This is a genomic window from Pseudomonas sp. F01002 (genome assembly GCF_004402115.1).
Lineage (GTDB): Bacteria > Pseudomonadota > Gammaproteobacteria > Pseudomonadales > Pseudomonadaceae > Aquipseudomonas > Aquipseudomonas frigoris.
Genome location: NZ_SOPU01000078.1, coordinates 1 through 22,801, shown reverse-complemented (window position 1 = coordinate 22,801; position 22,801 = coordinate 1). Strand labels below are relative to the sequence as shown.

The 22,801-nt window shown below is 51.4% G+C and carries 19 protein-coding genes; 17 read left to right on the top strand and 2 right to left on the bottom strand.

Annotated elements, in window-relative coordinates; all coding sequences use genetic code 11:
• The first annotated feature begins 171 nt into the window (after positions 1-171).
• Positions 172-1,389 carry an MFS transporter gene (locus tag E3W21_RS29220; RefSeq protein ID WP_134423138.1) on the top strand — a complete coding sequence of 406 codons (1,218 nt, stop codon included), beginning with the start codon at positions 172-174 and terminating at the stop codon, positions 1,387-1,389.
• A 282-nt stretch (positions 1,390-1,671) separates the two neighbouring features.
• Here E3W21_RS29220 and E3W21_RS29215 read toward each other — a convergent pair whose 3' ends face one another.
• Positions 1,672-2,517, bottom strand: coding sequence for an AraC family transcriptional regulator (locus tag E3W21_RS29215; RefSeq protein WP_134423136.1), 846 nt, complete (start codon positions 2,515-2,517; stop codon positions 1,672-1,674).
• A gap of 82 nt (positions 2,518-2,599) precedes the next feature.
• Between E3W21_RS29215 and E3W21_RS29210 the strand changes: the two genes are divergently transcribed.
• From E3W21_RS29210 to E3W21_RS29155, 12 genes are all read left to right on the top strand, one after another.
• Complete coding sequence (locus tag E3W21_RS29210; RefSeq protein WP_134423134.1) at positions 2,600-3,223, top strand: glutathione S-transferase family protein; 624 nt, start codon at positions 2,600-2,602, stop codon at positions 3,221-3,223.
• Between the two features lie 172 nt (positions 3,224-3,395).
• The gene (locus E3W21_RS29205; protein WP_134423132.1) at positions 3,396-4,301 is read left to right on the top strand and encodes a DMT family transporter; all 906 of its coding nucleotides are present in this window, start codon (positions 3,396-3,398) and stop codon (positions 4,299-4,301) included.
• A 454-nt stretch (positions 4,302-4,755) separates the two neighbouring features.
• Positions 4,756-4,974, top strand: a complete 219-nt coding sequence (locus tag E3W21_RS29200) for an AlpA family transcriptional regulator (RefSeq protein ID WP_083244832.1) — start codon at positions 4,756-4,758, stop codon at positions 4,972-4,974.
• Between the two features lie 374 nt (positions 4,975-5,348).
• Positions 5,349-6,125: a hypothetical protein gene (locus E3W21_RS29195; RefSeq protein ID WP_134423178.1), complete on the top strand. Its 777-nt coding sequence runs from the start codon at positions 5,349-5,351 to the stop codon at positions 6,123-6,125.
• A gap of 1,487 nt (positions 6,126-7,612) precedes the next feature.
• The gene (locus E3W21_RS29190; RefSeq protein ID WP_134423130.1) at positions 7,613-8,740 is read left to right on the top strand and encodes an AAA family ATPase; all 1,128 of its coding nucleotides are present in this window, start codon (positions 7,613-7,615) and stop codon (positions 8,738-8,740) included.
• Positions 8,740-10,965, top strand: a complete 2,226-nt coding sequence (locus tag E3W21_RS29185; protein ID WP_134423128.1) for a S8 family peptidase — start codon at positions 8,740-8,742, stop codon at positions 10,963-10,965. The genes E3W21_RS29190 and E3W21_RS29185 overlap by 1 nt, the downstream gene beginning before the upstream one ends.
• A gap of 272 nt (positions 10,966-11,237) precedes the next feature.
• On the top strand, positions 11,238-11,546 hold the full coding sequence (locus tag E3W21_RS29180) for a hypothetical protein (RefSeq protein ID WP_134423126.1): 309 nt from the start codon (positions 11,238-11,240) through the stop codon (positions 11,544-11,546).
• A gap of 562 nt (positions 11,547-12,108) precedes the next feature.
• Positions 12,109-13,281 carry a reverse transcriptase domain-containing protein gene (locus E3W21_RS29175; RefSeq protein WP_134423124.1) on the top strand — a complete coding sequence of 391 codons (1,173 nt, stop codon included), beginning with the start codon at positions 12,109-12,111 and terminating at the stop codon, positions 13,279-13,281.
• Positions 13,282-13,298: 17 nt separating this feature from the next.
• Positions 13,299-13,784, top strand: coding sequence for a serine protease (locus E3W21_RS29170; RefSeq protein WP_166793885.1), 486 nt, complete (start codon positions 13,299-13,301; stop codon positions 13,782-13,784).
• Positions 13,785-14,477: 693 nt separating this feature from the next.
• Positions 14,478-14,819: a plasmid mobilization protein MobA gene (gene mobA, locus E3W21_RS29165; protein ID WP_095162368.1), complete on the top strand. Its 342-nt coding sequence runs from the start codon at positions 14,478-14,480 to the stop codon at positions 14,817-14,819.
• Positions 14,809-17,220: a TraI/MobA(P) family conjugative relaxase gene (traI, locus tag E3W21_RS29160; protein WP_134423120.1), complete on the top strand. Its 2,412-nt coding sequence runs from the start codon at positions 14,809-14,811 to the stop codon at positions 17,218-17,220. The genes mobA and traI overlap by 11 nt, the downstream gene beginning before the upstream one ends.
• A gap of 22 nt (positions 17,221-17,242) precedes the next feature.
• Positions 17,243-17,602 (top strand): hypothetical protein, encoded by a 360-nt coding sequence (locus E3W21_RS29155; RefSeq protein WP_256661696.1) that lies wholly within the window; start codon positions 17,243-17,245, stop codon positions 17,600-17,602.
• Here the strand turns inward: E3W21_RS29155 and E3W21_RS29150 are convergent.
• Complete coding sequence (locus E3W21_RS29150) at positions 17,599-18,189, bottom strand: hypothetical protein (protein WP_134423116.1); 591 nt, start codon at positions 18,187-18,189, stop codon at positions 17,599-17,601. The two genes, E3W21_RS29155 and E3W21_RS29150, sit on opposite strands and share 4 nt — an antisense overlap.
• A 256-nt stretch (positions 18,190-18,445) precedes the next feature.
• On the opposite strand from E3W21_RS29150, the gene E3W21_RS29145 reads away from it, so the two are divergent.
• Genes E3W21_RS29145 through E3W21_RS29135 form a run of 4 tightly spaced genes read left to right on the top strand, consistent with a single transcriptional unit; the run spans position 18,446 to position 22,249 of the window.
• A complete protein-coding gene (locus E3W21_RS29145; protein ID WP_134423114.1) occupies positions 18,446-20,959 on the top strand; it encodes a DotA/TraY family protein in 2,514 nt (837 codons plus the stop codon).
• Between the two features lie 13 nt (positions 20,960-20,972).
• Positions 20,973-21,455, top strand: a complete 483-nt coding sequence (locus tag E3W21_RS29140) for a hypothetical protein (RefSeq protein WP_134423112.1) — start codon at positions 20,973-20,975, stop codon at positions 21,453-21,455.
• A 55-nt stretch (positions 21,456-21,510) separates the two neighbouring features.
• On the top strand, positions 21,511-21,639 hold the full coding sequence (locus E3W21_RS32080) for a hypothetical protein (protein ID WP_256661695.1): 129 nt from the start codon (positions 21,511-21,513) through the stop codon (positions 21,637-21,639).
• 1 nt (position 21,640) lies between these two features.
• Positions 21,641-22,249 (top strand): hypothetical protein, encoded by a 609-nt coding sequence (locus tag E3W21_RS29135; protein WP_134423110.1) that lies wholly within the window; start codon positions 21,641-21,643, stop codon positions 22,247-22,249.
• Positions 22,250-22,801 lie beyond the last annotated feature (552 nt).

The window sequence follows — 22,801 nt, the reverse complement described above, 5'->3', positions numbered from 1 at the left end:
CGCGTTGAAGCGGATTACCAAGGCAAGATTCAGACCATGGCGTTGCGCTATCACCTTTTCAGCGATGAAAACCGAGGTCGTTAGCAGGCTAAGGGGATGGCGCTGCTGCACCGAAAAATGGCACATTGACGCACCTGCCCGTGTGCACCCATCTGATGTACGGAAACTCTTATGGCTATCAGCAATGTCCAGACCGGCGCGCAGCCGGCATCCGCGACTTCACAAAGCAGCCCTTTGGTCATGCGTATCATCGGCGCCGTGGCGCTGGCGCATTTGATCAACGACTTGATCCAGTCGGTGCTGCCGTCGATCTATCCGATGCTCAAGGCCAACTATGGCCTGACCTTCACCCAGGTTGGCTTGATCACTTTGACGTTCCAGCTGACGGCTTCGCTGTTGCAGCCGTGGGTCGGTTACTACACCGATCGGCACCCCAAACCCTGGCTGCTACCCGCCGGGACGGTTTGCACATTGATCGGCATTTTGATGATGTCGGTGGTCGCAACCTTCCCGTTGATTCTGCTGGCGGCAGGGTTGATCGGTATCGGCTCCTCGACCTTTCACCCGGAAGCTTCTCGTGTGGCGCGGCTGGCCTCGGGTGGGCGTTTCGGCCTGGCGCAGTCGACCTTTCAGGTCGGCGGTAATGCCGGGTCGGCCTTCGGTCCGTTGCTGGCTGCGGCGATCATTATTCCTTTCGGTCAGGGCCATGTAGCCTGGTTCGGGTTGTTCGCCGTGTTTGCGCTGTTCGTGCTCTATCGGATCAGCCGCTGGTACGCCAACCACCTGAGTCTGTTCAAACTCAAGCAAGGCCAGGCGGCGACGCATGGCTTGTCGAAGAACCGCGTGATCAGTGCACTGGTGGTGCTCGGGCTGCTTGTGTTCTCCAAGTATTTCTACATGGCCAGCTTCACCAGTTACTTCACTTTCTACCTGATCGAGAAATTCGACCTGTCGGTGGCGAGTTCGCAGTTGCACCTGTTCCTGTTTCTCGGCGCGGTCGCGGCGGGGACCTTCTTTGGTGGGCCGATAGGCGACAAGATCGGGCGTAAGGCCGTGATCTGGTTCTCGATCCTCGGCGTAGCGCCGTTCACCCTGATCCTGCCTCATGTGGACCTGTTCTGGACCAGCATCCTCAGCGTCGTGATCGGCTTCATCCTGGCGTCAGCTTTCTCGGCGATCGTGGTGTATGCCCAGGAACTGGTGCCGGGCAATGTCGGGATGATTGCCGGCGTGTTCTTCGGATTGATGTTCGGCTTTGGCGGGATTGGTGCGGCGTTGCTCGGGCATTTGGCGGACATACACGGCATCGAATACGTGTACTTGCTGTGTTCGTTCCTGCCGTTGTTCGGGGTGTTGGCGATCTTCTTGCCACGGACCAAAAAAGTCTGACCCAACACATGCCCCCTGTGGGAGCGAGCTTGCTCGCGATGAGGATTTCAGATTCGATACCTTCGCCGACTGACACTCCGCGATCGTCGGATCGCCGCCCGGAGCAAGCTCCCACAGTTGATCGGTGGTGTGGTGGGTGATTATTTCAGGCACAAAAAAGCCGCGTATGAACGCGGCTTTTTCTTGGGCGGGTGTTTTCACATCGAGGGCTCTAAGGGCGCTTCACGCAGATACTGCAAGGCATTTCAGGAAACGAGTCAGGCTATGGGGTTACTTACAGGCTCAAGCACTGCTGTTGCGGAAACTGCCGGGTGTGATGCCGACTACTTTTTTGAAGGCGCGGGTCATGTGGCTTTGATCGAAGAAGCCGCAAGCGAATGACGCTTCTGCGAGACTGGACCCGGTGCGCAGCAGTTTTTGGACCTGGGCGATTCTTTTCTGGATTTGATAGCTGTGGGGGGAGACGCCAACGCTTTTTTTGAACACCCGGATCAGGTAAAGAGGGTCAAGGTTCACCAGTTGCGCCAGTTCTTCCAGAGACAGATGTTGGTCGAACTCGTCTTCGAGCTTCCTCTTGATCTTTTGCACTGCGTGCTGCTCAGCCGTACTGACCGGTTCGATGGGCGCTCCGCTGCGCTCGAAGAGCTGCGTCACCAGATCCAGCAGGATAGTTTCCCGTTCAAGGCTGGAGGGGGACTTTTCAATGATTTGATGTTGATGCAAAAAGGTCCGGGCGAAGTCGGGGGCCTGGCTCAGAGCTGTTTGAAAAAGATGAATATGATCGTCTGAAAAACGCCCTTGAAACACCATCCGATTGACCCATTCGGGGTCGATATAGAGCATTCGATACATCCAGCCATCATCATGGCCTGGCAAGCCGTCGTGGATCTCCCCGGGGGTAATGGTGACCACACTGCCAGCGCCCCCCATGTAGTAACTGCCGCGATAAAAAAGTTTTTCAACACCGCTACTTATAACGCCGATAGCGTACCGGTCATGTGAATGTCGGCCGAAAGATTGAGTACTGTAACGCGCAGATAGCAACTCACAGTCGCCTTCGGGTATACGCCAGAATTGAACAAAGTCCTTGTCTTTTCGAGGGGCTTTGTTAAGGCGATTCTCGTCCATGAATTGTCCAGTTTTGTGCAATACGTATGAAAAAAAGGTCGCTAAATTTAGCACCTATTTCATAACACAAGCGAGGGTTGCGATGTCTATAAAACTGGTAGTTGGGGATTTTAATAAGTCTTCATGGTCATTTCGTGCGTGGCTGGTTCTTGTGACAGCGGATGTTGCATTTGAAACCCTTCAGATCAAACTGGAACAAACCGACACCCGCCAGCGCATTCTGGAGCACTCGCCTTCCGGCAAGGTACCGGCGCTGCTGCTTGATGATGTCGTCATCAACGACAGCCTGGCCATCAGCGAATACATTGCCGGCACATATCCGGCAGCCAACCTTTGGCCCCAGGATTCACGGGTCAAGGCCCTGGCACGAGCAGCTGCGGCAGAGATGCACTCCGGTTTCACCCATCTGCGCACGCAGATGTCGTTTGGCCTGAACACCGGTGACATCCCGGAAAGCCTGACCGGCGAGACCCGAGAGGAAATCATGCGGGTATTCGCTATCTGGAACCAGCTCCGTGAGGTGAGCGGTTCAACACAGTTCCTCTGCGGTGACTTCGGCATTGTTGATGCGATGTTTGTTCCGGTGGTGTTCCGCTTCCGTCGTTATGGTATTGCCATTCCTGCGCAACTGCAGGGCTATGTCGAAAACATCCTGGGTTATGCACCGGTACAGCAATGGTTGAAGTTGGCCGCGCAAGAAGTTTAAAGAGTTGTGCTGCTGATAACTAATAAGGTCAATTAAAAATCAGTTGTTTTTTTTGACTCGTGGCAGAAAAGGCCTTTGGGGCTTTTCTGCTTTATCGAGTCTGATATTTGTTGTCCGGGGGGGGTATGAGCGTTCATAAAGTTAATACCGGTCTTTATCAATGAGGTTTCTCATGTCGACTAATAACAATCGGGCAATCATTGAATTGACCATCGGCGGACTTATGCTCAGTCTGTCTGCTCTAGCCGTCGCTTTCGCCCATATCGGCGCGGGTGGCGCAGGGTTCTATCGGATGTTGTTCGCCTCGATCCTGTTCTTCCTGCTGCTCAAGGTGCGCAAAACACCGGTTCTGCTCAAAAGCGCCAAGGCGCAGCTGTACACCGCGTTGGCTGGGGTGTTTTTGGCCATCGACCTGGTGCTCTGGCACCAGAGCATCTATATCGTCGGCCCGGGCATCGGGTCGATCCTGACCAACTGTCAGGTGTTCTTCATGACCCTACTGGGGCTGTACCTGTTGAAGGAAAAACCTTCGATCTACTTCCTGGTATCCATCACCTTGGCATTTGTTGGGCTCTATCTGTTGTTGCTACCCGAGATGACCAGTGCGGTAGGGATGAAGGGCGTGGTGTATGGCGTACTATCGGGGCTGGCGTATGCCATCTGCGTGTACTTCCTGAAGATCAACACCCAGTTGCCTGACGGCGGGGGTGACAAGATCGCACAGATGCTCAATTTGAGTCTTTGGGCGGCACTGGTTCTGCTGACATACGCGCTGGCAACTGGAGAAAGCTTGGCCATCGTGGATGGGCAAACCTTGCTGATGCTGATCATATACGGGGTACTGGTGCAGTTTGTCGGCTGGTTGCTGGTCAACCGTTCGATCGGAGCCATCAGCCTGGGGTTGGCCGGACTGATCCTGTTGCTGGAGCCGGTGATCACGTATTTCATTGATGTCACCTTTCTCGGCAAGGCCAGCTCCACGCTACAGATTTGCGGCGCGCTGGTGACTATCTTTGCGGTTTACATCGGCTCAATCAAACCGCCTGAGAAAGCGCACCCTTTACCCGAAGCGACCTGACAGAAAGTATTCACGGCGGAATCGTGAACGACGGGCTGCCGTGACCCTGGCCAATACGTTATGCGCAGGCCCGCAAGGTCTGCGTGTAGTCGAGGAAGGAGGATGGTGATCCCAAGACGCAAAAATCCCCGTATCAGCGAGTGATTACGGGGATTTTGTGTCTATCGAGATCCGTGTAAATCCACGGTCACTGTTACACGTTAAACCGTAAATGTCGTCTGTAGGGCCCGTACTCTATGGGGACCACGTATCGCTGCAAAAAATATAGTCACCTTCATATACACTTTGGAGCTTGCTACCTTTTCGCAGCCCTAGCTGCCCCCGTCCCTACAGCTACTTTGACCAAGCCTGTGAATCACGGATTTTCGAGCGCGAAAATAATAAAGCCGGAATCCGTGACCTGGGAATGCCCTCTGCTGACACTGCATGCAATTGATAGAGCACAGAGGTAGCCATGCAGATCATTCGCCGGAAAGCCGTTTGCAAAAAACTAGGGGGCATCAACCCTTCAACACTTTGGCGTCTTGAGCGTAACGACCCGTCCTTCCCGGCTTCGGTGCAACTGAGTGGCGGGATCGTAGGCTGGTTCGAGCATGATCTTGACCACTGGCTCGAGTCCAAAACAGCCAAACGACACTCGACAACCGAATCCGCCGCTCGGCAGAACCCCTGAATGCAGAAGCCCGCTTTGGCGAGCGGGCTTCTGGTGACTACAGCAGGGGTGTGTCGCGTCCCTCAGCTTGGCGGTTGAGGAACGACAATACGATGCAGCTATCAACTAGTTAGCATCCTAGCTCCCATCCCTGCTGTTCGCAAGTAGGTGTGCTTTGACGCACAGAGGCGATTGTGCCCGATGGGAAATTCAAGAAAGCTCAGTCCGATGTTTAATCGTCATAACGGTGGGGGCAAGATATATGCACTCAATCGGACTAGACATATTGTTCAGTACAAGCCAGGGTGCGTTGGAGGTGAGGGATGACCTTCCACAAAGCCGTGAGGCTTGCACCTTCCGATCCCCATTCTGCGCTGCGCCGCCCGGCGCGGGCAATGCCTGCCCAGTACGCAGCCCCTAGACACCTCTCCAATCAACAGCTCAAGAACCCGCTCATCCGTTCAGCGTACGAACGACTTAGCAACATGGTCGGCTACCGAGGTCAGTATCTGCGTCGGCTTGATACGGTGCACGGTGATCGACGTACCCGTGTTGAGAAATTTCAAGTGATCGAGCGAGTAGCAGAGCAATTGCTGGTGCGCTTGGACTTGGCCACAGGGATACTGGGGTACATCGATCCTGGGTCCGGGCGCTACGTGCTCAACACCCAACGCAAAATTGCCGAAGACTCCGAAGGCGTCTCATCACCGGTGCTTTGTCGGCTGTTCAAGACCCTCGACGAGGTTGGCTACGTCTACCGTCGAATTGAGCGAATCCGCCTTGATGAAAAAGACGAAAGCGGTCTGAACTTGGTTCGTACCCGCGTTCTGATCCGCTTTACCAAACAGTTCTGGAATGATTTGGGTCTGCGCTATGTTTTTGAACGTGTGCAGAATGCAGCCAAGAAGCGCCGAGATGCCCAGCTACGTGAGATTGACCAGCGTCGACTGACCGAGTTCGAGCGCCAATCCCTAGCTCAGCACCGTCGAGAAGTTTCCCGAAAGCGCTGGCACGCTAAGCAAGCCCGTGAAACAGGTGGAACCGGTGAGTTTCCGGGTACGCAGGCAGCTGTAGCACCATCTTGCAATGCGCAGCCAGACCGTGGATTTGTCCCTGAGCGTGTGACGGGCAATGCGGCGCTAAATGCCATAAGAGCATTGCGGGCAAAATAGCCTGCCCGCAGCTGGTTACCAATCCACCTGACAATATCCTTTGTCCTAACCTGAGCCGGCGGACGGACAGTTTGCGTTGCCTTATTTTTGTATCCGCTCAAGCGGAGGCTTTGTAGTACTCGCATTTTGTACGCGATTAAGGTGCTAAAAAAGTACTCACTTTTCGGCTGCTGTCCGGTCATCAATAGTCGACAAAATCACTCGTTTCAGTAGCCCTGACATGCATATCCACGGGCGTGCCATACGTCACTGCGGGCGGTTTTTAATAAATGGAATTTTATACCCTCGTCAGTAACCCCCTTCGGTAAAAAAAATAGCTTTCCGAGGTGTTCATACCTCGAAGAGCATTAATGCACCGCGCACTTCGTGCCTATGGCACGGCGCGGAACGGAGCCCTCACGATGGCGTGACAACCCGTCTAAGCGGCGCAGGTGGATGAAGCTCACCTGCCCTGGCCTGCGGCCACCCTTTGGGGCGCTAAGACCCGGATAAATCGCCCCAGGCCGGCAAGCCGACCCAGGACTCAACCGGGCGCGTTTGCGCGCCGGCTTGATCAAAGGGCTGTAACATTCCGATCGCCAAGCGTATTCGGCAAATGCAACGTTAGGTGACGCTTGTCCGTGAGGTGACATGCATCGGAGTCAGTTGAGCCGGCTAGCAAAGCAGGATGGCGAAGCTGTCCGGCTTTGGTGTCCGGCCGACAACGAGCGGAGCGAGGCGTCAGTTAGATTCGCTAGTAGTGTTCAGGGTTGTTTATCTTTCCGCAAAGATAGGCTGCGTGAAGTGGTAGCCATCCGGTGGTCCAGTCCTGTCTGAATTGCTCGCAGTGGTGCCGTCGCTAGGACGAGCCGAGTTGGGTTGGAAAAGTCGTCCGGACGAGGTCGATTGTGGCTCTAGTTTTCAGTTGCCGAGAACTGCGCGGCAAATCAAGCAGTCATCAGCACTATGGAGCTAAAGCTGTTTTGAATGCCTCGCTTGGCGATTCCCAAAGTAAGCTCGAATGAGGTTGTTTGTGATTCAGCGGGATCCCAGGGCGCTTGAGGCGAGGTCAGATTTTATGATCGCGAGCATCAAAGGCTCGACACTTACAGTCATTATTCCAATGCCTTAGCGAACGCCACAAGCCTTTGCCGCGCTAGGCGCTCAGCAGGGCTTGCTGTACCCCCGCAAGCCCAAGCCCAAGCCCAAGCCCAAGCGAGAAGCATAAAGGGGAAGCGGCAGCGATGCTGAGAGCTATTCGTGATCGCTGTCGGGACGTTACAGGCTGTACGGGTGGAGCCGTTACGCCCCAGCGGGCAGGTGATTGCGTTGAACTTTATAACGCTCTCTGGGAGAGCACGGAGTCGAGGAAAAATCAGAAGAACTGGTCATCCATCCAGCGAAATCGTGTCGTTCGTCGTAAACTCTCTTGTACGTCCACAGTGCCGATGGGATAATGAGCGCTAGTCCACCGTCAGAAGCTTTAAAATCAGAGGTTTAACCGAAAAATGGACGAGTTCAGCGACGTCATCAGCAAATTAGTCCAGATCGCAAAGGTTGGCGCGTTGGGCGATGGCGAGAAGGTGCGAATTCAAGCCTTGCGCCTAGTAAGAAGCCTCCGAGAAACCGGAAGCCCGATAGCTGAACTCATTCAGAATGAAGTTTTTTCGCAGCGCTTCGACCAAACTGCAACCAGTGCCATGCGCCGTGTGAAGGATTCTGGTCTAACTTCTCCTGTACCTGCCGACAACGAAACAAATAGTGAGCTTCTGAACGTCGAGGATCCGGTAACGCTTCCAAATGGTTTTGTAAGTTCGGAAGAAATTAAGGGGCCTCTGAACCTGATTATTTCCGAACGGAAAAATACTAAGAAGCTCATCGATGCAGGAATAATGCCTACGAGCAAAATTCTATTCACCGGGCCGCCTGGGGTCGGTAAGACCGTCTGTGCTAAGTATTTAGCACAGAAGTTAAAAGTTCCATTACTTACCTTGGATCTAGCTACAGTCGTAAGCAGCTACCTTGGAAAAACGGGAAACAATATTAAGCGATCTCTTGAGTACGCACGCTCGCGGCCGTGCGTCTTATTGTTGGATGAGCTTGATGCCATCGCAAAGAAACGGGACGATAACTCGGATGTTGGCGAAACGAAGCGCTTAGTTACTGTCATTCTTCAAGAGCTTGATCAGTGGCAAGGGACAAATTTGCTGATTGCAGCCACAAACCATTATCACCTACTTGATCCAGCTGTGCAGCGACGGTTTGATCAGGTTGTAGAATTTAAGCGTCCAAGCACAGAAGATCTATTGCGAGTCGGCAGTGTGCTGACATCTGGAAGCAACTTGCCTAAGGATTGGTTGTATTTCGTAGCGGCGCTTATGCAGGAGACGTCCTACAGTGACTTCCAGAGAGAAATAAATAATTTGCGGAAGGCTCAGCTGTTAGAGGGAGAAAATGGCGCTACAAGTTTTTTGAAAATGCTATTGGAGCGTCAGTGCCCAGATGATCGCGCTCAGAGAAAGCAGCTAGCATTACTATTGGTGACTAAGGGGAAAGCCTCACAACGAACAGCCAGCAAAATTACCGGCGTTTCTAGGGATACACTTCGATCAGCATTGTCAGCAGGAGCTAAATAATGGCCGAGAAAGAAAGATTTCTATTCGGGCGCGGGGAAAAACTGGCAGATCACGTGCCCTTTAAATCGGGCTTCGGGGAGCCCGTACCACCATATAAGTTGGGTGAACAAGTAGGCCGAATTGGTCAAATGTTAGATGATGTCATAACTGAAATTGCGGCGACCCCAAAAGATGCCTTGGCAGATGGCAAAGCTGTTACCTCACTTACGCTCCATCCTCAATATATTGCACGCTCTGGTTTTCCAGTTGCTTTGCTTGCCGAATATTCGCTAAGGCTAATTGGTAGTAAGCCAAGCAAGAGCAAGCCGAAGTCGGGACGAGGAAGCGAAAAAGATGCAGGCATAGCATCCACTATTTTGTATGTTGCGGGATCGCCGGAATCGTTTCAGGATTTTAAGAATTCTCTAGTAAACTTAGATGAGGATAGCAAGGTCTCAGACGATCTTGTGAAAATTGAAAGCTTAGAGCTTTTAAAGCCGGAAGATAGAATGCTGGGAGAGTTTGACGAGAGTTCAAATAAGATAGAAATAGTTGTGCATTTTGATAGTGCTGTCGATATTGACTGGGAAGCTGACTTTCAGAGGTATGCATCAAAAAGTAAAGTTAAGTTGGATATGTCAAGGTCCTATCAAAGTCGAGGGTTGCTATTTTTAAGTGCGGAGGGGACTGAAGCATCGGTGCAAAATCTGGCGAAATTCTCTTTCATCCGAGCCATTCGGAAAATGCCTGTACTTCGGACAGTAAGCCGTCCCCAGATGTTGAGAAGCACTGGCAGCGGCCGCTTATCCATTCCCGTTGATAAGGCTCTCGACGAAACTTTTAAAATAGCAGTGTTTGATGGCGGTCTGCCAGGCAACCACCCGTTCGGGTTATGGGCCAAAAATATAGAGCCAAGTGGGTCATTCCGGATCGGCGCTCCTATCCCAGCATACCTAGACCATGGACAAGCGGTTACATCTGCACTGCTTTTCGGAAATGTTCAACCGGGCAGCTTGGAGCGTCCATACGCGGAAGTAGACCATTATCGCGTATTGGGTGACGAACTGACAGATGGCAGTCTGTATGAAGTAATGCTATATATCGATAATATTTTGTCTCAGTCAAACTACCCCTTGATTTCCTTCAGTATAGGCCCTGCGCAAGTTGCAGGAGACGACGAGGTTACCGCTTGGACATCAATGTTAGATGATCACCTGGGAGAGGGTGATATCCTTGCCGCCGTCGCAGTCGGAAATTATGGCGATGAGGCTTGGCCTGATAGTCGAATTCAAGTTCCGAGTGACTCGGTAAACGCTTTAGCCATAGGTGCTAGTAATGGCCATCATGAAGGTTGGAGTAGGGCGGTGTACAGTTCAATCGGTCCTGGGCGAAGCCCTGGACTGGTTAAGCCTGACCTCGTAGCCTTCGGAGGAGTGGACGACAATAAGTTCAAGTTTATTTTCCCTGGGCCCTCGATCGCAGAAGACTGCGGTACTAGTTTTTCTACGCCGGCTGTAATAAGACTGGCAGCTGGTTTAAGAGCGTACTTTGGAAATTCTTTGACCACTCCCGCCATCAGGTCTCTGCTCATTCATTCAGCCTCTAATCCTGGACACCCGGTCGAAGAGGTAGGATGGGGCGTGGCCGAGTCGGACATCCGTAGAATTACTATGTGTCAAGATGGCGAGGTAAAGATCTTATTTACCGGCAAGCTTGAACCTGGAAAAGTTCTTCGAGCCCCCATCCCGCTTCCTGATGAAGTCCTCAAAGGCGATGTCATCATAAAGGCAACATTTTGCTATACGTGCACTACTGATCCTCATACTCCTGGGGAATATACCCGGGCTGGCCTTGATGTAAAATTTCGACCTCACAAAAATAAATTTGACCCCAAACAGAAGAAAAAAGATTCACGCTTCCCTGCTACGTCTGCTTTTTTCGGGCGGCATACGCAAAGTAACGAACAAGAACTTCGAACGGATGCACATAAATGGGATACCGTTCGAAGTGCTAAGGTTAAAAAAAGGGCTTCATCGCTTTCAGACCCGGTTTTCGATATTCATTATATAGCAAGAGAACCAGGAAACAGCGTTTCACCTAGGCGAGCGCCTAAGCTGACTTATGCTCTCGTGGTAACTGTTTCATCGAAAACAACACCAGATTTATACGAAAAAATTCAAGCTAAATATAGTGCACTTGTGGCCATTTCCCCGCGCGTGCAAATTCCTATTGCGATAAACGTTTGACGGGGCGTAGACATGTCTGATGATTTGGAGAAGGTGATTCGTGCCCTTGAAGACAAAAACTACAAGTGGAGGACTATATCTGGGATCTCGAAATTTACAGGGGTTTCACCTGATCGGGTGAAAGAGATAATAGGGAAAAATAGTGCGTTAATTATCCAGTCGTCTGCTTTTAGCCCCATGGGGGAGGCCCTATTCACAACCAGAAACAAACACAGCAAAGAGTCTAGTACATGGTCAAGAATTGGATCCGCGTTGAGGAATAGGGCTGACTGATGGATCAAATTATTTCACCACCCGTGCTGACTGCCGCCGCAAGCGCGCTAATTATAAAGCTGCTTGAGCTGGCCGAGGTACATAAGCTGCCCCAGACTCAAAGGCCCGATTTAAAAGATCTCTGGTATTGGGTTCCGTATTTTATACTTCCTCTCGCGGGAGGCTTTCTTGTTTATCTTCACCAGCAGTCTGGTGGAAGCATTAATGCGCTCTTGGCTATGAATATTGGCATCACAGCCCCTCTGGTTTTCAGATCGGCTGCAGAAAGGCTTACTCCTAAGGTAATAGACCCAGGAGCAGGGGCTTAGGATTCATCGAGGGGGCGTATTCGGTGTGCGTGGTAATTTACATTTCCGGATAAACGACTGATGGTCGTCATGTGGCAGCTATCCGTCGAGCCCACCTAGCGCGATTGGTGGCGTGTGGTGGATCGGCGGCGATTGTTCTAGGAACCTGGTTAAACGCCCATTCGGAATCTGGCTTCATCAGGTTCACATCGTACTCTCGGACTTGAGATGTACTGCTCTAAAGCGCACATCAGGCAGCTGTGAGGAAAAACTTTTCCCAGAAAAATTGAGGTCGCCTCGTAAGTAGCTTGCGAGGCCTATCACGCCTGCTCGCAAATCCGCTGAACGATACCCCTGTTTAGGACGCCCGGAATATTCTGAGGCCTCCTTAGATTTGCGTATTTTTCTCCGCTAGGTGGAAAATTCGTGCGTATATTGCCTGAGTGTATGATTTCGCATACGCTTGCACATGCCCCATCCAGGTATTAAATTGGGTTGTTCAAACGCGACCCTACACGACAATGCTATACGCAACATCGCGCTGGATAACTCTGGACGATACTCTGAAGGAATAGGGTGAAATATGGGTGGGGGCTTTTTGCTTTTCGATAGGCTTAGTCCTGCTACAACGCCGGATGAGCTTGCTGTAATGCTAGGGACTAGTTACTCGAAGATAAAATACTTTTATTATAGTCGACCCATAGCGGATTGTTATACGCAATTCTCCATTCCTAAAAAGAATGGGGCAAAGCGCTTGATATTGGCGCCCGACGATAAACTCAAGACGTTGCAAGCTCGTTTGGCCATCCGACTAGCTGAGATTTATACGCCGAGAAAGGGCGTCACAGGTTTCATAGCTGGTTTTAATATAGCAAAAAATGCAAAGTTACACTGTAGAAGTAAATACGTATTCAACATGGATCTGGAGGACTTTTTTCCGTCAGTAAGGTTTCATCGCATCAGAGGCCTGCTCATTGCTGAACCGTATTCCTTAATGCCGGAAACCGCGACTGTTATAGCCCACCTGTGTACGCTGAATGGGTCACTTCCTCAAGGTGCACCCACATCACCAATACTTTCTAATATGTTTTGTGCAAGTATGGATAGACTGCTATACAGTCTAGCCGTTAGGTTTAAAGCGACTTATTCTAGGTATGCGGATGATATTTCATTTTCCTTTAAGTGTCCGTTGCGGTTCATCCCCGCAGATATAGTTAAGGTTTCCTCGCGACAAGGAGAACTGAGTCATTACAAAGCAGAATTAGGTAGTGCAGTGGCTGCAATCATTGCTGACTTTGGCTTTAGCGAAAATAAGAGGAAGACCCGGCTGCTCTCAAACTCTGAAAAACAAATCGTTACCGGTTTGGTGGTGAATTCTAAAGCTAACGTAGACAGAAAATATGTCCGTAAGACAGCTGCGATGATCCATTCATTAGAGCAAGTCGGAGAAGAGGTTTCTAACGAGAGGCGATCTGAGAAAAATCCCGGCTCGACTACTCCCTTAGCAGTACACGTCCAAGGCCGTTTGCTATTTATTCATCAGGTCTTTGGTAAAAGTTCACCTGTATACGCAAGACTTTCAAATCGTTTTAATGTCCTGCCTTTAAAATACAAAGTTCCATCGTCAGTGGTTTTAACTTCTGAGCGAGAGGCAAGTATTGCAGTAAATAAATTTGTCCGTTCCAAGTGTTGGGTTGTTGAGGTGCTATTGATGTGCCGGGAGATTGTATTATATCTCAAGGTTCAGGGTTTATGATATCCAAGGACATATTGGTGACTTGCGCCCATGTGCTCGAAGAAAAGGGTGTTAGGGTAACTGAGTGTGAAATATACCAGGTAGACGATGAGAGCGTTCGGTATCAGGCGGAAGTGTTGTTTCAGGATTATAATACTGATATCGCTGTTCTTAAAGTTTTGGATCTTCAGGTTGATGAGTTTTTTCACTTGGAGGAGGGTGAGGAACCAAGTATTGGCGATCCGGTAGTTGTTTTGGGATTTCCTAATGTTAAAAATGGTGCGAAGGTAGGGGTGATGCGTGCACAAGTGACTAACAAGTATCCTTTGTCTAAACCTCCAGTGATGCATTCTGAAGTTGATAAAATGTTGTATCCAGGAAACAGTGGAGGGCCGGTAATTAATGCTCGTCAGCACGTAGTGGGAATTGCTGCGAAAGGAGCAGCAGGCAGTGCAGAAGGGCAGAATAGTTTTATACGTGTCTCGGAGCTATCAAAACTGCTTTTAGCCAATAAACCTGCTTAAACCATCTCAGCTAGCTCTAGCTTAGCCATAATAAAGCGTATGGCTGCATTCACTTCAACCTCTCTAGAGTTTTAACTTTCGGCTATCTGCCTCAGCTTGTCAGCGAAGTTACTAGCTGCACGACGCCTTGTCCCGCAGTTCATAGCCGATATCTAGATACACCTAATGACATGCGCATGCAGCATTTTTTTGTGGCAATAAGTCGCTTTGGACTTCGATATGGCAAGGTAAAGGCATTTCATTGTTTTTATTTAACTGTGGTTCAACTGGGATGATAGCTTGATAAAAGGGTGGTAGTAATATGGTAAGAATGTGATGGAAATGTAGTGATAACAGGGTAATAGTATGGTTGTTAAGTGTTTAGGTTGTGGGGATACTGCGGTAATTTCTAGGTTGCTATTATTGTAGTGTGGTTGCATTGTGGTGATATTGTGTAAGTGTTGATATTAGTAACCTGGTTGACATGCTTAATACTTGGCTTTAGGTTTAAAGCTGAGGACAGGGTGTGGTTTGAGCTACCGCGCACTTCGTGCTGGTATCTCACCGGGGTTCTTCCTCGCTTCGCTCGTCATCGCCCCTAACCTGCCCTGCTCAGGGCTACGCCCCGAGACCCCTGCCGCTGTGCGGCCACTAGAAGCGGAGTTTGTTATGGCCTCAAATGGTCGTTCTGGTTCGAATATAAGGAAACGGACTGTGGTCGTTCATACTCGCTGTCTGCCCGAAGAGGCAGACGCGCTGAAAGCTAAAGCCGAGGATGCAGGCATATCATTGTCGATGTTTATTCGTTGCGCTGGATTGAGTCGTCGTATACGGAACCAATCAGACCGTATTATCTGTGCAGACATAAAGACGTTTGCCGCCCAATTGCGTAGTTTAGGTGGCTTGCAAAAAGAGCTATTTAATAGCAGTGGTGGTGCGTATTCACAGCAGACGTCGGAGATATTGATTGCGTTTAAGCATGCTGTTGACGAGGCGGCATTGGCCCTCAAACGCATAGCTCCAGACGTTGAGGAAGCGGATAGCGATGATCGCTAAAATTGGCGGCCGTCGGAGCGATGGGAAGACAAGTTTTCGTAGTCTGTCTAAGTACATAAACAGTCTTCGACATGGTGTTGATCCTGAGACTGGGGAAGTTACAGTTGGGGCAGTAGCAGTGCAAACAAACTGCCTTTCTGAGGACACAGCGTGGATTGAAATGTGGGGTACTTCTGTTCGTAGTACGCGCACGAAAGACCCGGTAATGCACCTTGTTCTGAGCTGGTCAGTAGGAGAGTCCCCAACCGACGATCAAGCTTTTGATGCGGGTAAATTTGCGCTCGCCGCTATTGGGCTTGACGGCCACGAGTTTCTGTCGGCCATACACCGTGATACCGACAATGCGCACTTGCATATGATGGTGAATAAGGTTCACCCGGATACGCACCGAGTACCGAAAATGTCGTTTTCGAAATTCACCTTAGATAAGGCAATGCGACAGATCGAAATTGACCAAGGGTGGAAACACGATAATGGGCCTTTTTCTGTCAGAGAGGTTGACGGTAAGAAGTCTATAGATTGGACCCATACGAGTGCAGCAAACCGACTCAAGGCACGGGAAGGGATGCGCGCAGATCTGCCAGAGAAGGCCCGGCAGTTTGAGGTTCACAGCGGCAATGAGTCGTTAGCAGGCTATGCCAAAGGCCAGCCCAAAAATGATGCTGGGGCGCTAATGAAATCCGCCAAGGCATCGTGGCAGACGTTGCATACCATTCTAGCCACTCATGGACTTGAGTTAAGACCAGCAAATGAACGAAACAACGCTTTCTATGTGGCGTCGGTACGTGATCCCGCCCAAGCTCCGATCAAGGCATCTGACATGGGGTTAGGAGGGGGAAAACTTATAAAGCAGCTTGGCCCTTACGAGCCACTTGAAACCCGGCATTTTGACCGGGAAGCGGTAGAGAATCAGACCTATAGCAAGTATCGCCCATTGCGTGATCCAACTAAGCGCGCCGAAAACCGCGAGAAGCGCGCCAAAGAACGCGAAGAGCTGCGCGGAAAATATGAAGGTTTTGTCGTTGAGTGGAAGGGCATGAAAGCCCCGGCTAAGGCTGAGTTAGCCAACACCCAGAAATTGCGGCGTAAAGCGCTCACTGATCGACTTAGGACAGAACGGGATGCCATCCGTCGAAGTGGGCTAGACGGCAATCATCGCAGAGCACTTCTATCGGTCGCAGCGTTTACTGCTGCGACCAGACGAGACGAATTAAAAGTCATATTTAAGGCTGAAAATGCCAGTCTACGAAAAGAGAAATATCCATCTTATCGGGACTGGGTGGGGGATCGTGCAGAGGCTGGCGATCTGGCAGCCATATCGCAGCTTCGGGGCTTTACCCACGCAGACAAGCGTAAGGGCAAGCATCCGCAGGAGCGATACATTGCGAACACACAGCAGGCATATTTTTCAGCTTTTTCGGATAGTGATCTTGACCCGGTGTGGCCTACGAGGCTTTCGGAGCGCGTTACATGGGCTGTCGATCGTTCTACAGGTTCGGTGAACTATTTGATTAATAACCGCCTGGCGTTCCGAGATGAAGGGCAACGTATCACCCTCAACAATGACAGCCACAACGATCCGGACAGCATCGAGATGGGGTTGCTTCTTGCGAAAGAAAAATTCGGCGCTGTAGTCGTGCATGGCGATCAAGAATTCCGGGATCGTGTACTTGCAGTGGCGGCTGAGCGGCGGCTAGACGTACGGTTTGCCGATCCTGAGCTTGAGCAACGGCGTAAGGACGCGATCAAGGCCGATATAGACCAAAAGCGGCAGCGTGTTGTGGAAGATCAAAAGCAGGTCGATGTTTTGGGGACGCTGGCGGAGGCCAAGATAGCAACCCAGCAGCCTGGAATGACGCGAGACGCGGCAAAACAAGTTTTATCAGCAAGGGAGCCGGTCCGGCCAGTCCGTGACTATGTAGAGATGGAAGCAGTCGATGCCGACATACTTCGGTATCGGTCTAAGCTGGCTTGTACATTCCGGGAGTCGTTGGGCGAACGTCCTGATCCGGAGAAGGCGGGCGGCTTCATTGGTCGACATATGGCGAAAGGCAAGGCCATGCAGTGGGACGAAGACTTTGACAAGAATGTGACCCGGCCATTGGCGGCGCGCCGCGAGCACTTAACTAGCGATCATCCCGATGCCGTTAAGTTTAGAGATGATGCGTGGAACCAGGCGATCATAGAACACGATTTATCGGTCATTGATTGGACAGAGAAGCGCGATTATGCGAGGCAGATACTGATGGATTTTCACCTAGATAGCGAGCCTGCACCGAGCCAGCACGATCAGCGAGCCGCTCGACAGGCCCAGGCTCAGCGGTTGCGACCGCGTCAAGAAGAACAAGATCGCGAGCGTCAGAACTCACTCGACCGAGACACACCGGACTTGGATATTTGAGAGCAGGATCATGTTAGAAAGAATGAAGTATGCATGGCGGTTCGACCCCGACGCCCAGGAGTTCCACGCTGTTCTGCCGCTCATGGTGCGGAACGATCCCGGCGCGTATTACGTCATCCGGGACGGTCTGGGTGATTTATGGGTGCACGATCCTTGGGGTCGTGAGTGCCCGGCACATTTTGAATATGTAGAGGTATACGGCATGACATTCGATAGAGAGCAGTTCGACCCGGAAAGGGTAGATGGTCAGCGCATGACCAAAGAGCCGCCCTTGCGGTCGTTGTTTTCGCTGCTGCCTGAACAGGTCGATGAACTGCGGGCAGAGATGAGGCGGGATGGTCAGTGGATGCGCGAGCAACTGAACACCCGTCGTGGCAGCTAAGCAATGTCGTCGTTTTCGTTGGAGAGCTTACTGCGCGCTTGTAAGGCCTTGTAGCGTTCTACGAGGGAGCGGTAGGCACACTCAAGTGGGGAGCCGAGCTGATCGAGGTTAGACATTATGGGCAGCCCCTCTTCTGGCGCAGGTAGGTCCATTGCAGGCGGGCGACCGGGCCCTCGTGGTGGTCGCTCCACTCTGGCCTTTTCCAAGGCTCGTGTGAATGTGTCCAGGGCCGACCAGATGGTGGCCTTTTGCACCTCATTGGCGGTGGGTGCGCTCTCAGCCAGCGCCGCCGCCGCATAGCGCAGTGTGAGCGGCAAGGCATCCAGCGAAGCCTCAAGTTGCTTGCGTCTGAATCCAGCATCGTGAGACTTCTTCCACGCTTTCCACTCCCCTATTTCAACCTCTGTAAGTAACCGGACAGCATGCTCCGGTAGCTCGGTGTCCCATCGACTAATCGTGCAGACGTAGCTTTGCTTTTGATTGCCGCCTTTTGTCGTTTCATTCAGGAGGCGAAAACAAGTCACAGGGTTGCCGATGTACTGGATGCCTAGTGTTTTGCTGTCCTGGTACTTGAGCTTAAATCTCAATTTTTGCCATCTCTGCTAGCAGGTTATGGAGTGCCCTGAGTCTAAGTTATGCCCAATTTTTAAGAAACATTATTGTGATCGCTTTTTTAGCGTTTATTCGCGTTATTGAAAATATTTTTAAACTAATAAAATCATCAAGTTAACTAAGTGCTTTCCGAAAGTTATGGACTATAGTCCATGTGCGAATTTTGCCCGTATTTTAAAGGAGGTTTCTGACCTATAGACTTAAATGTAAATATCCCACGAGGCTCTACGAATGGCAGGCATGCCCTTTTCACCGTGCGGCACTACGGACGGCGCGAGCAGTTGCTCAGACGCAAGTGTTGGAGTGCTACAAGCTGTCTTTGGGCCGGTCATTGAGTCTTTGGCACAAGGCAGTGACCCGGAAACCGTTACTGCCAGCTCTAACGTGCTGGCCTCGATGTTCGTGCAATACAACTCGGGCCTGATGGTGCTGGCCTCCTTATTCGTTTCGTATATCGCCATTGTCGGCGTCGCGAACACGGCCAATGAAGGCGAAGCGATGGGCAAGGCATGGAGCACGCTTTGGACTCCCTTGCGTATCGTTTTCGGCGGCGGGGTCTTACTGCCCGCATCAAGCGGCTATTCATTTATCCAGATCATCGTGCTGACGATTGGACTTTGGGGCATTGGCTTTGCCAACGGTGTGTTTAGAGCTGGTGTTGAAAACGGGATCGTTAATGGCTCACTCAGCAGTGTTAGCAGCCAGCTTGGGTTTGGCAGCGGTGCGAAGCCTAACCCCAACTATCCTTTGTACGACATTCGCCAGTTCGGCCAAGCCTATCTGGCGTCCAGCTGGTGCGCCCGGTCACTGAATGCGATCTATGGCTCGCTTGACCAGCCTACTGCCATACAGGCGCTTTCCACGCCTGACTCCAAGGTGGATGACGGCGAAGGCCGACAGGCGGCGACCTATCTTGTCAAGGATCGCAATTCGGCCACCAACCTTGGCGGTGGCGCCCCAATTTGTGGGGCGATCAAGGTCTATAGCTTTAGCGCTCCTGCGGAGCTGGTGACGACCTCGACCTCTACGGGTTCTATTTTCGACCCCGCTACGATCACCAGCAACAAAGCCGCGATGCAGGCGGTACGGCATGCCGCGCTTAACGCCAAGATAGTCGCCTTGAACAAGGTGATGGCCGATATTGATGCATGGGTGAATACCTGGCCCACGGATATAACCAAGACCGGCTGGGATGCCGTTATCAGTGACCGCTTTAACACCATTATCAATCAAGCTCAAAATACGCTTACTCAAAATCTAACGTCGCAAATGACGAACGATACGACGCTACAAAAAATAATGGCGAAGTACGTCGAGGATGTGACTAAAGACGGCTGGGCGATGGCTGGGGGGTTTTATCAGCGCCTCTCTGGCATTCGGCAAGAAATGGGGGCTATGTTTGCGGAGCCTGTTGCGGTTGCAACGCAGCCGAATCTCAACATGCTGCCGAACGGCGCGGCGGGCCAGTTGGCGTTAAGCAGTTATCAGACTGTCTATCAGGCGATCATTAGCAAGTCGCTCGATGGTTCAAGCTACAAGCAGCCCGTAACGCCCAATGCAGCAGACATCAAAGCGGCTTTAGCTCCGGCATCGCTGGATGATTTGAACATCGACACCTTGGGTAGTCGTGGCGATAGCATTATGAGCAACTTTATTGGCTGGGGTATGGAGCGAGTTACGGCCTCGTTGATTGGTACGGATGGCGACGTCGATGCAATCGCCCGGATCAAGACCACTGGCGATATTCTGGCAATCATGCAGGCGTCCGCTATAGCAACAAATCGCATCGTGCATACCGCGCTATCAGGCGCCAAAGCGGTAGCTGCTGGGGTTGGCTCAGTATCGTTTTTCGGAACTAGTATTGATGCGACCCCGCTGGCTGATACATTGCTTGAATGGGTAATCTATAATTTTTTAATGCCACTCGTTGAAGTCGCTAATTGGGTCGGAGTATTAGCGTTTTACTTCGGTGTTTTTCTGCCATCCCTGCCCTATACCATTTTTATTATTGCCGTGGTCGGATGGGTTCTTGGCGTTCTGCAATCAGTTGTGGCGGCGCCACTTTGGGCCCTGATGCATATGACGCCTGAGCGTTCGTTTGTCGGTTCGCAGACCCAAGGTTATTTAATGTTGTTGTCGCTGTTTGCTCGACCAGTGCTGATCGTTTTCGGTTTGTTTGCAGCAATGGCAATAGCAAATCCAATTCTGCTTTATATCAGTAAAGCATTTTGGGCGATGCGCGCGGCCAACGTGACAAGTGCGGAATCTTTGGGTTGGTTTGTCGAGTTCTTCCAATGGCGCAACTGGCTCATCATGTACGGCCTGTTATTGCTGCCTGTAATCTACATGATCTTTGGGCTTTCGCAGACGTTACCGGATGTGGTCTTGAAATGGATTGGCATCGGTATCGACTCTATGGGGTCGACGCAGGCCACTAACGAGATGCGCTCTAACACCGAGAAATTTGGCCCGAGCAGCTTGGGCGGGGGCGGCAGCGGGAAAAAACCAATTCCCGGTGGTGGATCATCTGGCCTTCAACACGAAGGTGGTGATGGCGGCGGTGGCCGTGGTGGCCAGAACGGTGCACCTAAGTTGCTTAGCTCGGGCCCGCAGGGAGTCGTTCCGTCGGGGGCTGCTGATGACGGGCCTAGCGGATTCGGTGGCGAGTCGTTTTACTCTGAAACTCCGCCGAGGCCTGGTGGCCGAGATAGCAACGCTAACAATAACAAGCCGATAATTACGTGAAGGGACTAAAACTATGTCTTATGACTTTAACGCAGAGACCACTGGGGTAATTATTGGCCGCAGACAGGGTTATCAAAAGGGCCGAAATGAAGGTTATGACGCAGGGTTTGAGGATGCGAATAGCCAGTGGATTGAGGTAAACAACAAATGGAAGGCCAGCTATGCTGCGTTGCAAAGAGAGAACGCTAACCTATTGGCGACAACTCAAGAAGCAAACTATGCGATATCAAGCCTTTCTATTATCTCCATGAGCACGATGCACGTATTAAAGAGTGCTCCCCAAGCTACGATCACCAAGCTTGTTTTACATTACTCCGATCTTTCTAAAAATTGGTTAGAGAATAAATATATTCGTGTGCTGCCTGCTGATGAGCCCGTGCTGCAAGAACTAACGCCACATACTGTAGCGCTCATGAAAAAATGGTGGGATCAGACTGTAGAGGCCACCAAAGCAGCAACCAGAAAAAGCGATAACGACAGCGATCCGTCGCCGTAATTATCCGGCCCACAAGGGACGGTAATTTGTACCACTGACCCCGGAGGTCGAAACCATGAAACAAGGATGCAAGGTAGAAGAAAATCTCTCTCAGGACATCATGGCGGTGCTTATCGCTGTAGCTGAAAAAGTTCTGGCTAATATCTCCGTGAAACGTTGCCGCCGCGCGCGTCAGGTGCTTTGAAATGACAATTTTGAAAACTGCAAAGAATGCCGCAAAATTCACGTTCGTTTCTATACCTCTTTCGATATTTGGATGGCGCAATATCTCGTCGAACCATCAACATTTGAAAGACTTGGTGAGCACGATCAGAAACCCGCATTGCCCGATGTGCGACAATGGTGTGATGTTTGTTCACAAGGATGCAGAACCAGACGAAAACGCGCTCTATCCCTGGACTTGCTCGGGCGGTTGTGGCTTCGGGGTCTTTACGCTGCGCGGTCAAGATTCAATCAATAAGGTGCTGCTTCCGCTCGTCACTAAAAAGGGGCGTGCCCAACTCAATGGCATGAGTGAAGAAGAGCAGACGGGCCTAATCAAGTCACACACGCGACAATCGCGCATGTTCTGGGTGTTTGCCGTGCTTTGTCCGCTTATTGCTTTGTACGGCCTTGCAACAGGTAGTGCGGCCCCAACTGGCATCAGCATTTTGTCGATGACACTGCCCTTTTTGATCCTCGCTATCAAATGGAGCTATCGAGCATGGCAGGTGCGTACGGGTACGCTGTACGTTGAGGGCGCATTCAAGCAGTTCGTGAAGCGTGGCCTTTGGATTCCGGGGGTGGAAATATGATTGCGCACAGATTTGTCGAGGGCGAGCTGGTGATCGAGGATGCCAACTACTGGGCTGCGCTGGAATATGCTGCGGATCAGTTCTTGGCTCGTGAGGAATCCGCCCGGAAGAAAATGGCCCATCAGGTTGGTTCCAGCCGCTCCGCTAGGGCCATAAGGGCTTTGCCCCTCTGGACACCCCAGATCTACCTTGCGACGCGGCGGGAAGCTGATGGGAAAAGCATCCATCAGCTCCCTTTGCGGAGGTTGGTCTCGTTCCAACTGCGTCAAGGGTGAAGGCTTCGCCCCGGCGCTCCGTGCATCGGGCAAGCCCGATGAGCCGGTGCGGCGGCCCTTGACACAGTTTCCACTTCGCTAAACACCCGTAGCATCGTTGAGCTAAATGACCCCCTTGTCATTCAGATGAGCATTTAAGTGGGCCCGTAGATATATTCATGTTGCCGCTGACCGAAAACTGACCCAGTAGAGGCTGTTCTGCCGACTGAAAACTGACCCAGGTGTTCAACTGCTTCTGCTCACTTTTCGAGCAGGAGAACACAGGGTGATAAGCATG

Excerpts from the sequence above, each read along its gene's own strand:
- E3W21_RS29145 (WP_134423114.1), top strand. The coding sequence starts at position 18,446 with ATGGCAGGCATGCCCTTTTCACCGTGCGGCACTACGGACGGCGCGAGC.
- E3W21_RS29180 (WP_134423126.1), top strand. The coding sequence starts at position 11,238 with ATGGATCAAATTATTTCACCACCCGTGCTGACTGCCGCCGCAAGCGCG.
- E3W21_RS29200 (WP_083244832.1), top strand. The coding sequence starts at position 4,756 with ATGCAGATCATTCGCCGGAAAGCCGTTTGCAAAAAACTAGGGGGCATC.
- E3W21_RS29215 (WP_134423136.1), bottom strand. The coding sequence starts at position 2,517 with ATGGACGAGAATCGCCTTAACAAAGCCCCTCGAAAAGACAAGGACTTT.
- E3W21_RS29195 (WP_134423178.1), top strand. The coding sequence starts at position 5,349 with ATGCCTGCCCAGTACGCAGCCCCTAGACACCTCTCCAATCAACAGCTC.
- E3W21_RS29205 (WP_134423132.1), top strand. The coding sequence starts at position 3,396 with ATGTCGACTAATAACAATCGGGCAATCATTGAATTGACCATCGGCGGA.
- E3W21_RS29220 (WP_134423138.1), top strand. The coding sequence starts at position 172 with ATGGCTATCAGCAATGTCCAGACCGGCGCGCAGCCGGCATCCGCGACT.
- E3W21_RS29210 (WP_134423134.1), top strand. The coding sequence starts at position 2,600 with ATGTCTATAAAACTGGTAGTTGGGGATTTTAATAAGTCTTCATGGTCA.
- E3W21_RS32080 (WP_256661695.1), top strand. The coding sequence starts at position 21,511 with ATGAAACAAGGATGCAAGGTAGAAGAAAATCTCTCTCAGGACATCATG.
- E3W21_RS29155 (WP_256661696.1), top strand. The coding sequence starts at position 17,243 with ATGAAGTATGCATGGCGGTTCGACCCCGACGCCCAGGAGTTCCACGCT.
- E3W21_RS29185 (WP_134423128.1), top strand. The coding sequence starts at position 8,740 with ATGGCCGAGAAAGAAAGATTTCTATTCGGGCGCGGGGAAAAACTGGCA.
- E3W21_RS29135 (WP_134423110.1), top strand. The coding sequence starts at position 21,641 with ATGACAATTTTGAAAACTGCAAAGAATGCCGCAAAATTCACGTTCGTT.
- E3W21_RS29190 (WP_134423130.1), top strand. The coding sequence starts at position 7,613 with ATGGACGAGTTCAGCGACGTCATCAGCAAATTAGTCCAGATCGCAAAG.
- E3W21_RS29140 (WP_134423112.1), top strand. The coding sequence starts at position 20,973 with ATGTCTTATGACTTTAACGCAGAGACCACTGGGGTAATTATTGGCCGC.
- traI (WP_134423120.1), top strand. The coding sequence starts at position 14,809 with ATGATCGCTAAAATTGGCGGCCGTCGGAGCGATGGGAAGACAAGTTTT.
- E3W21_RS29175 (WP_134423124.1), top strand. The coding sequence starts at position 12,109 with ATGGGTGGGGGCTTTTTGCTTTTCGATAGGCTTAGTCCTGCTACAACG.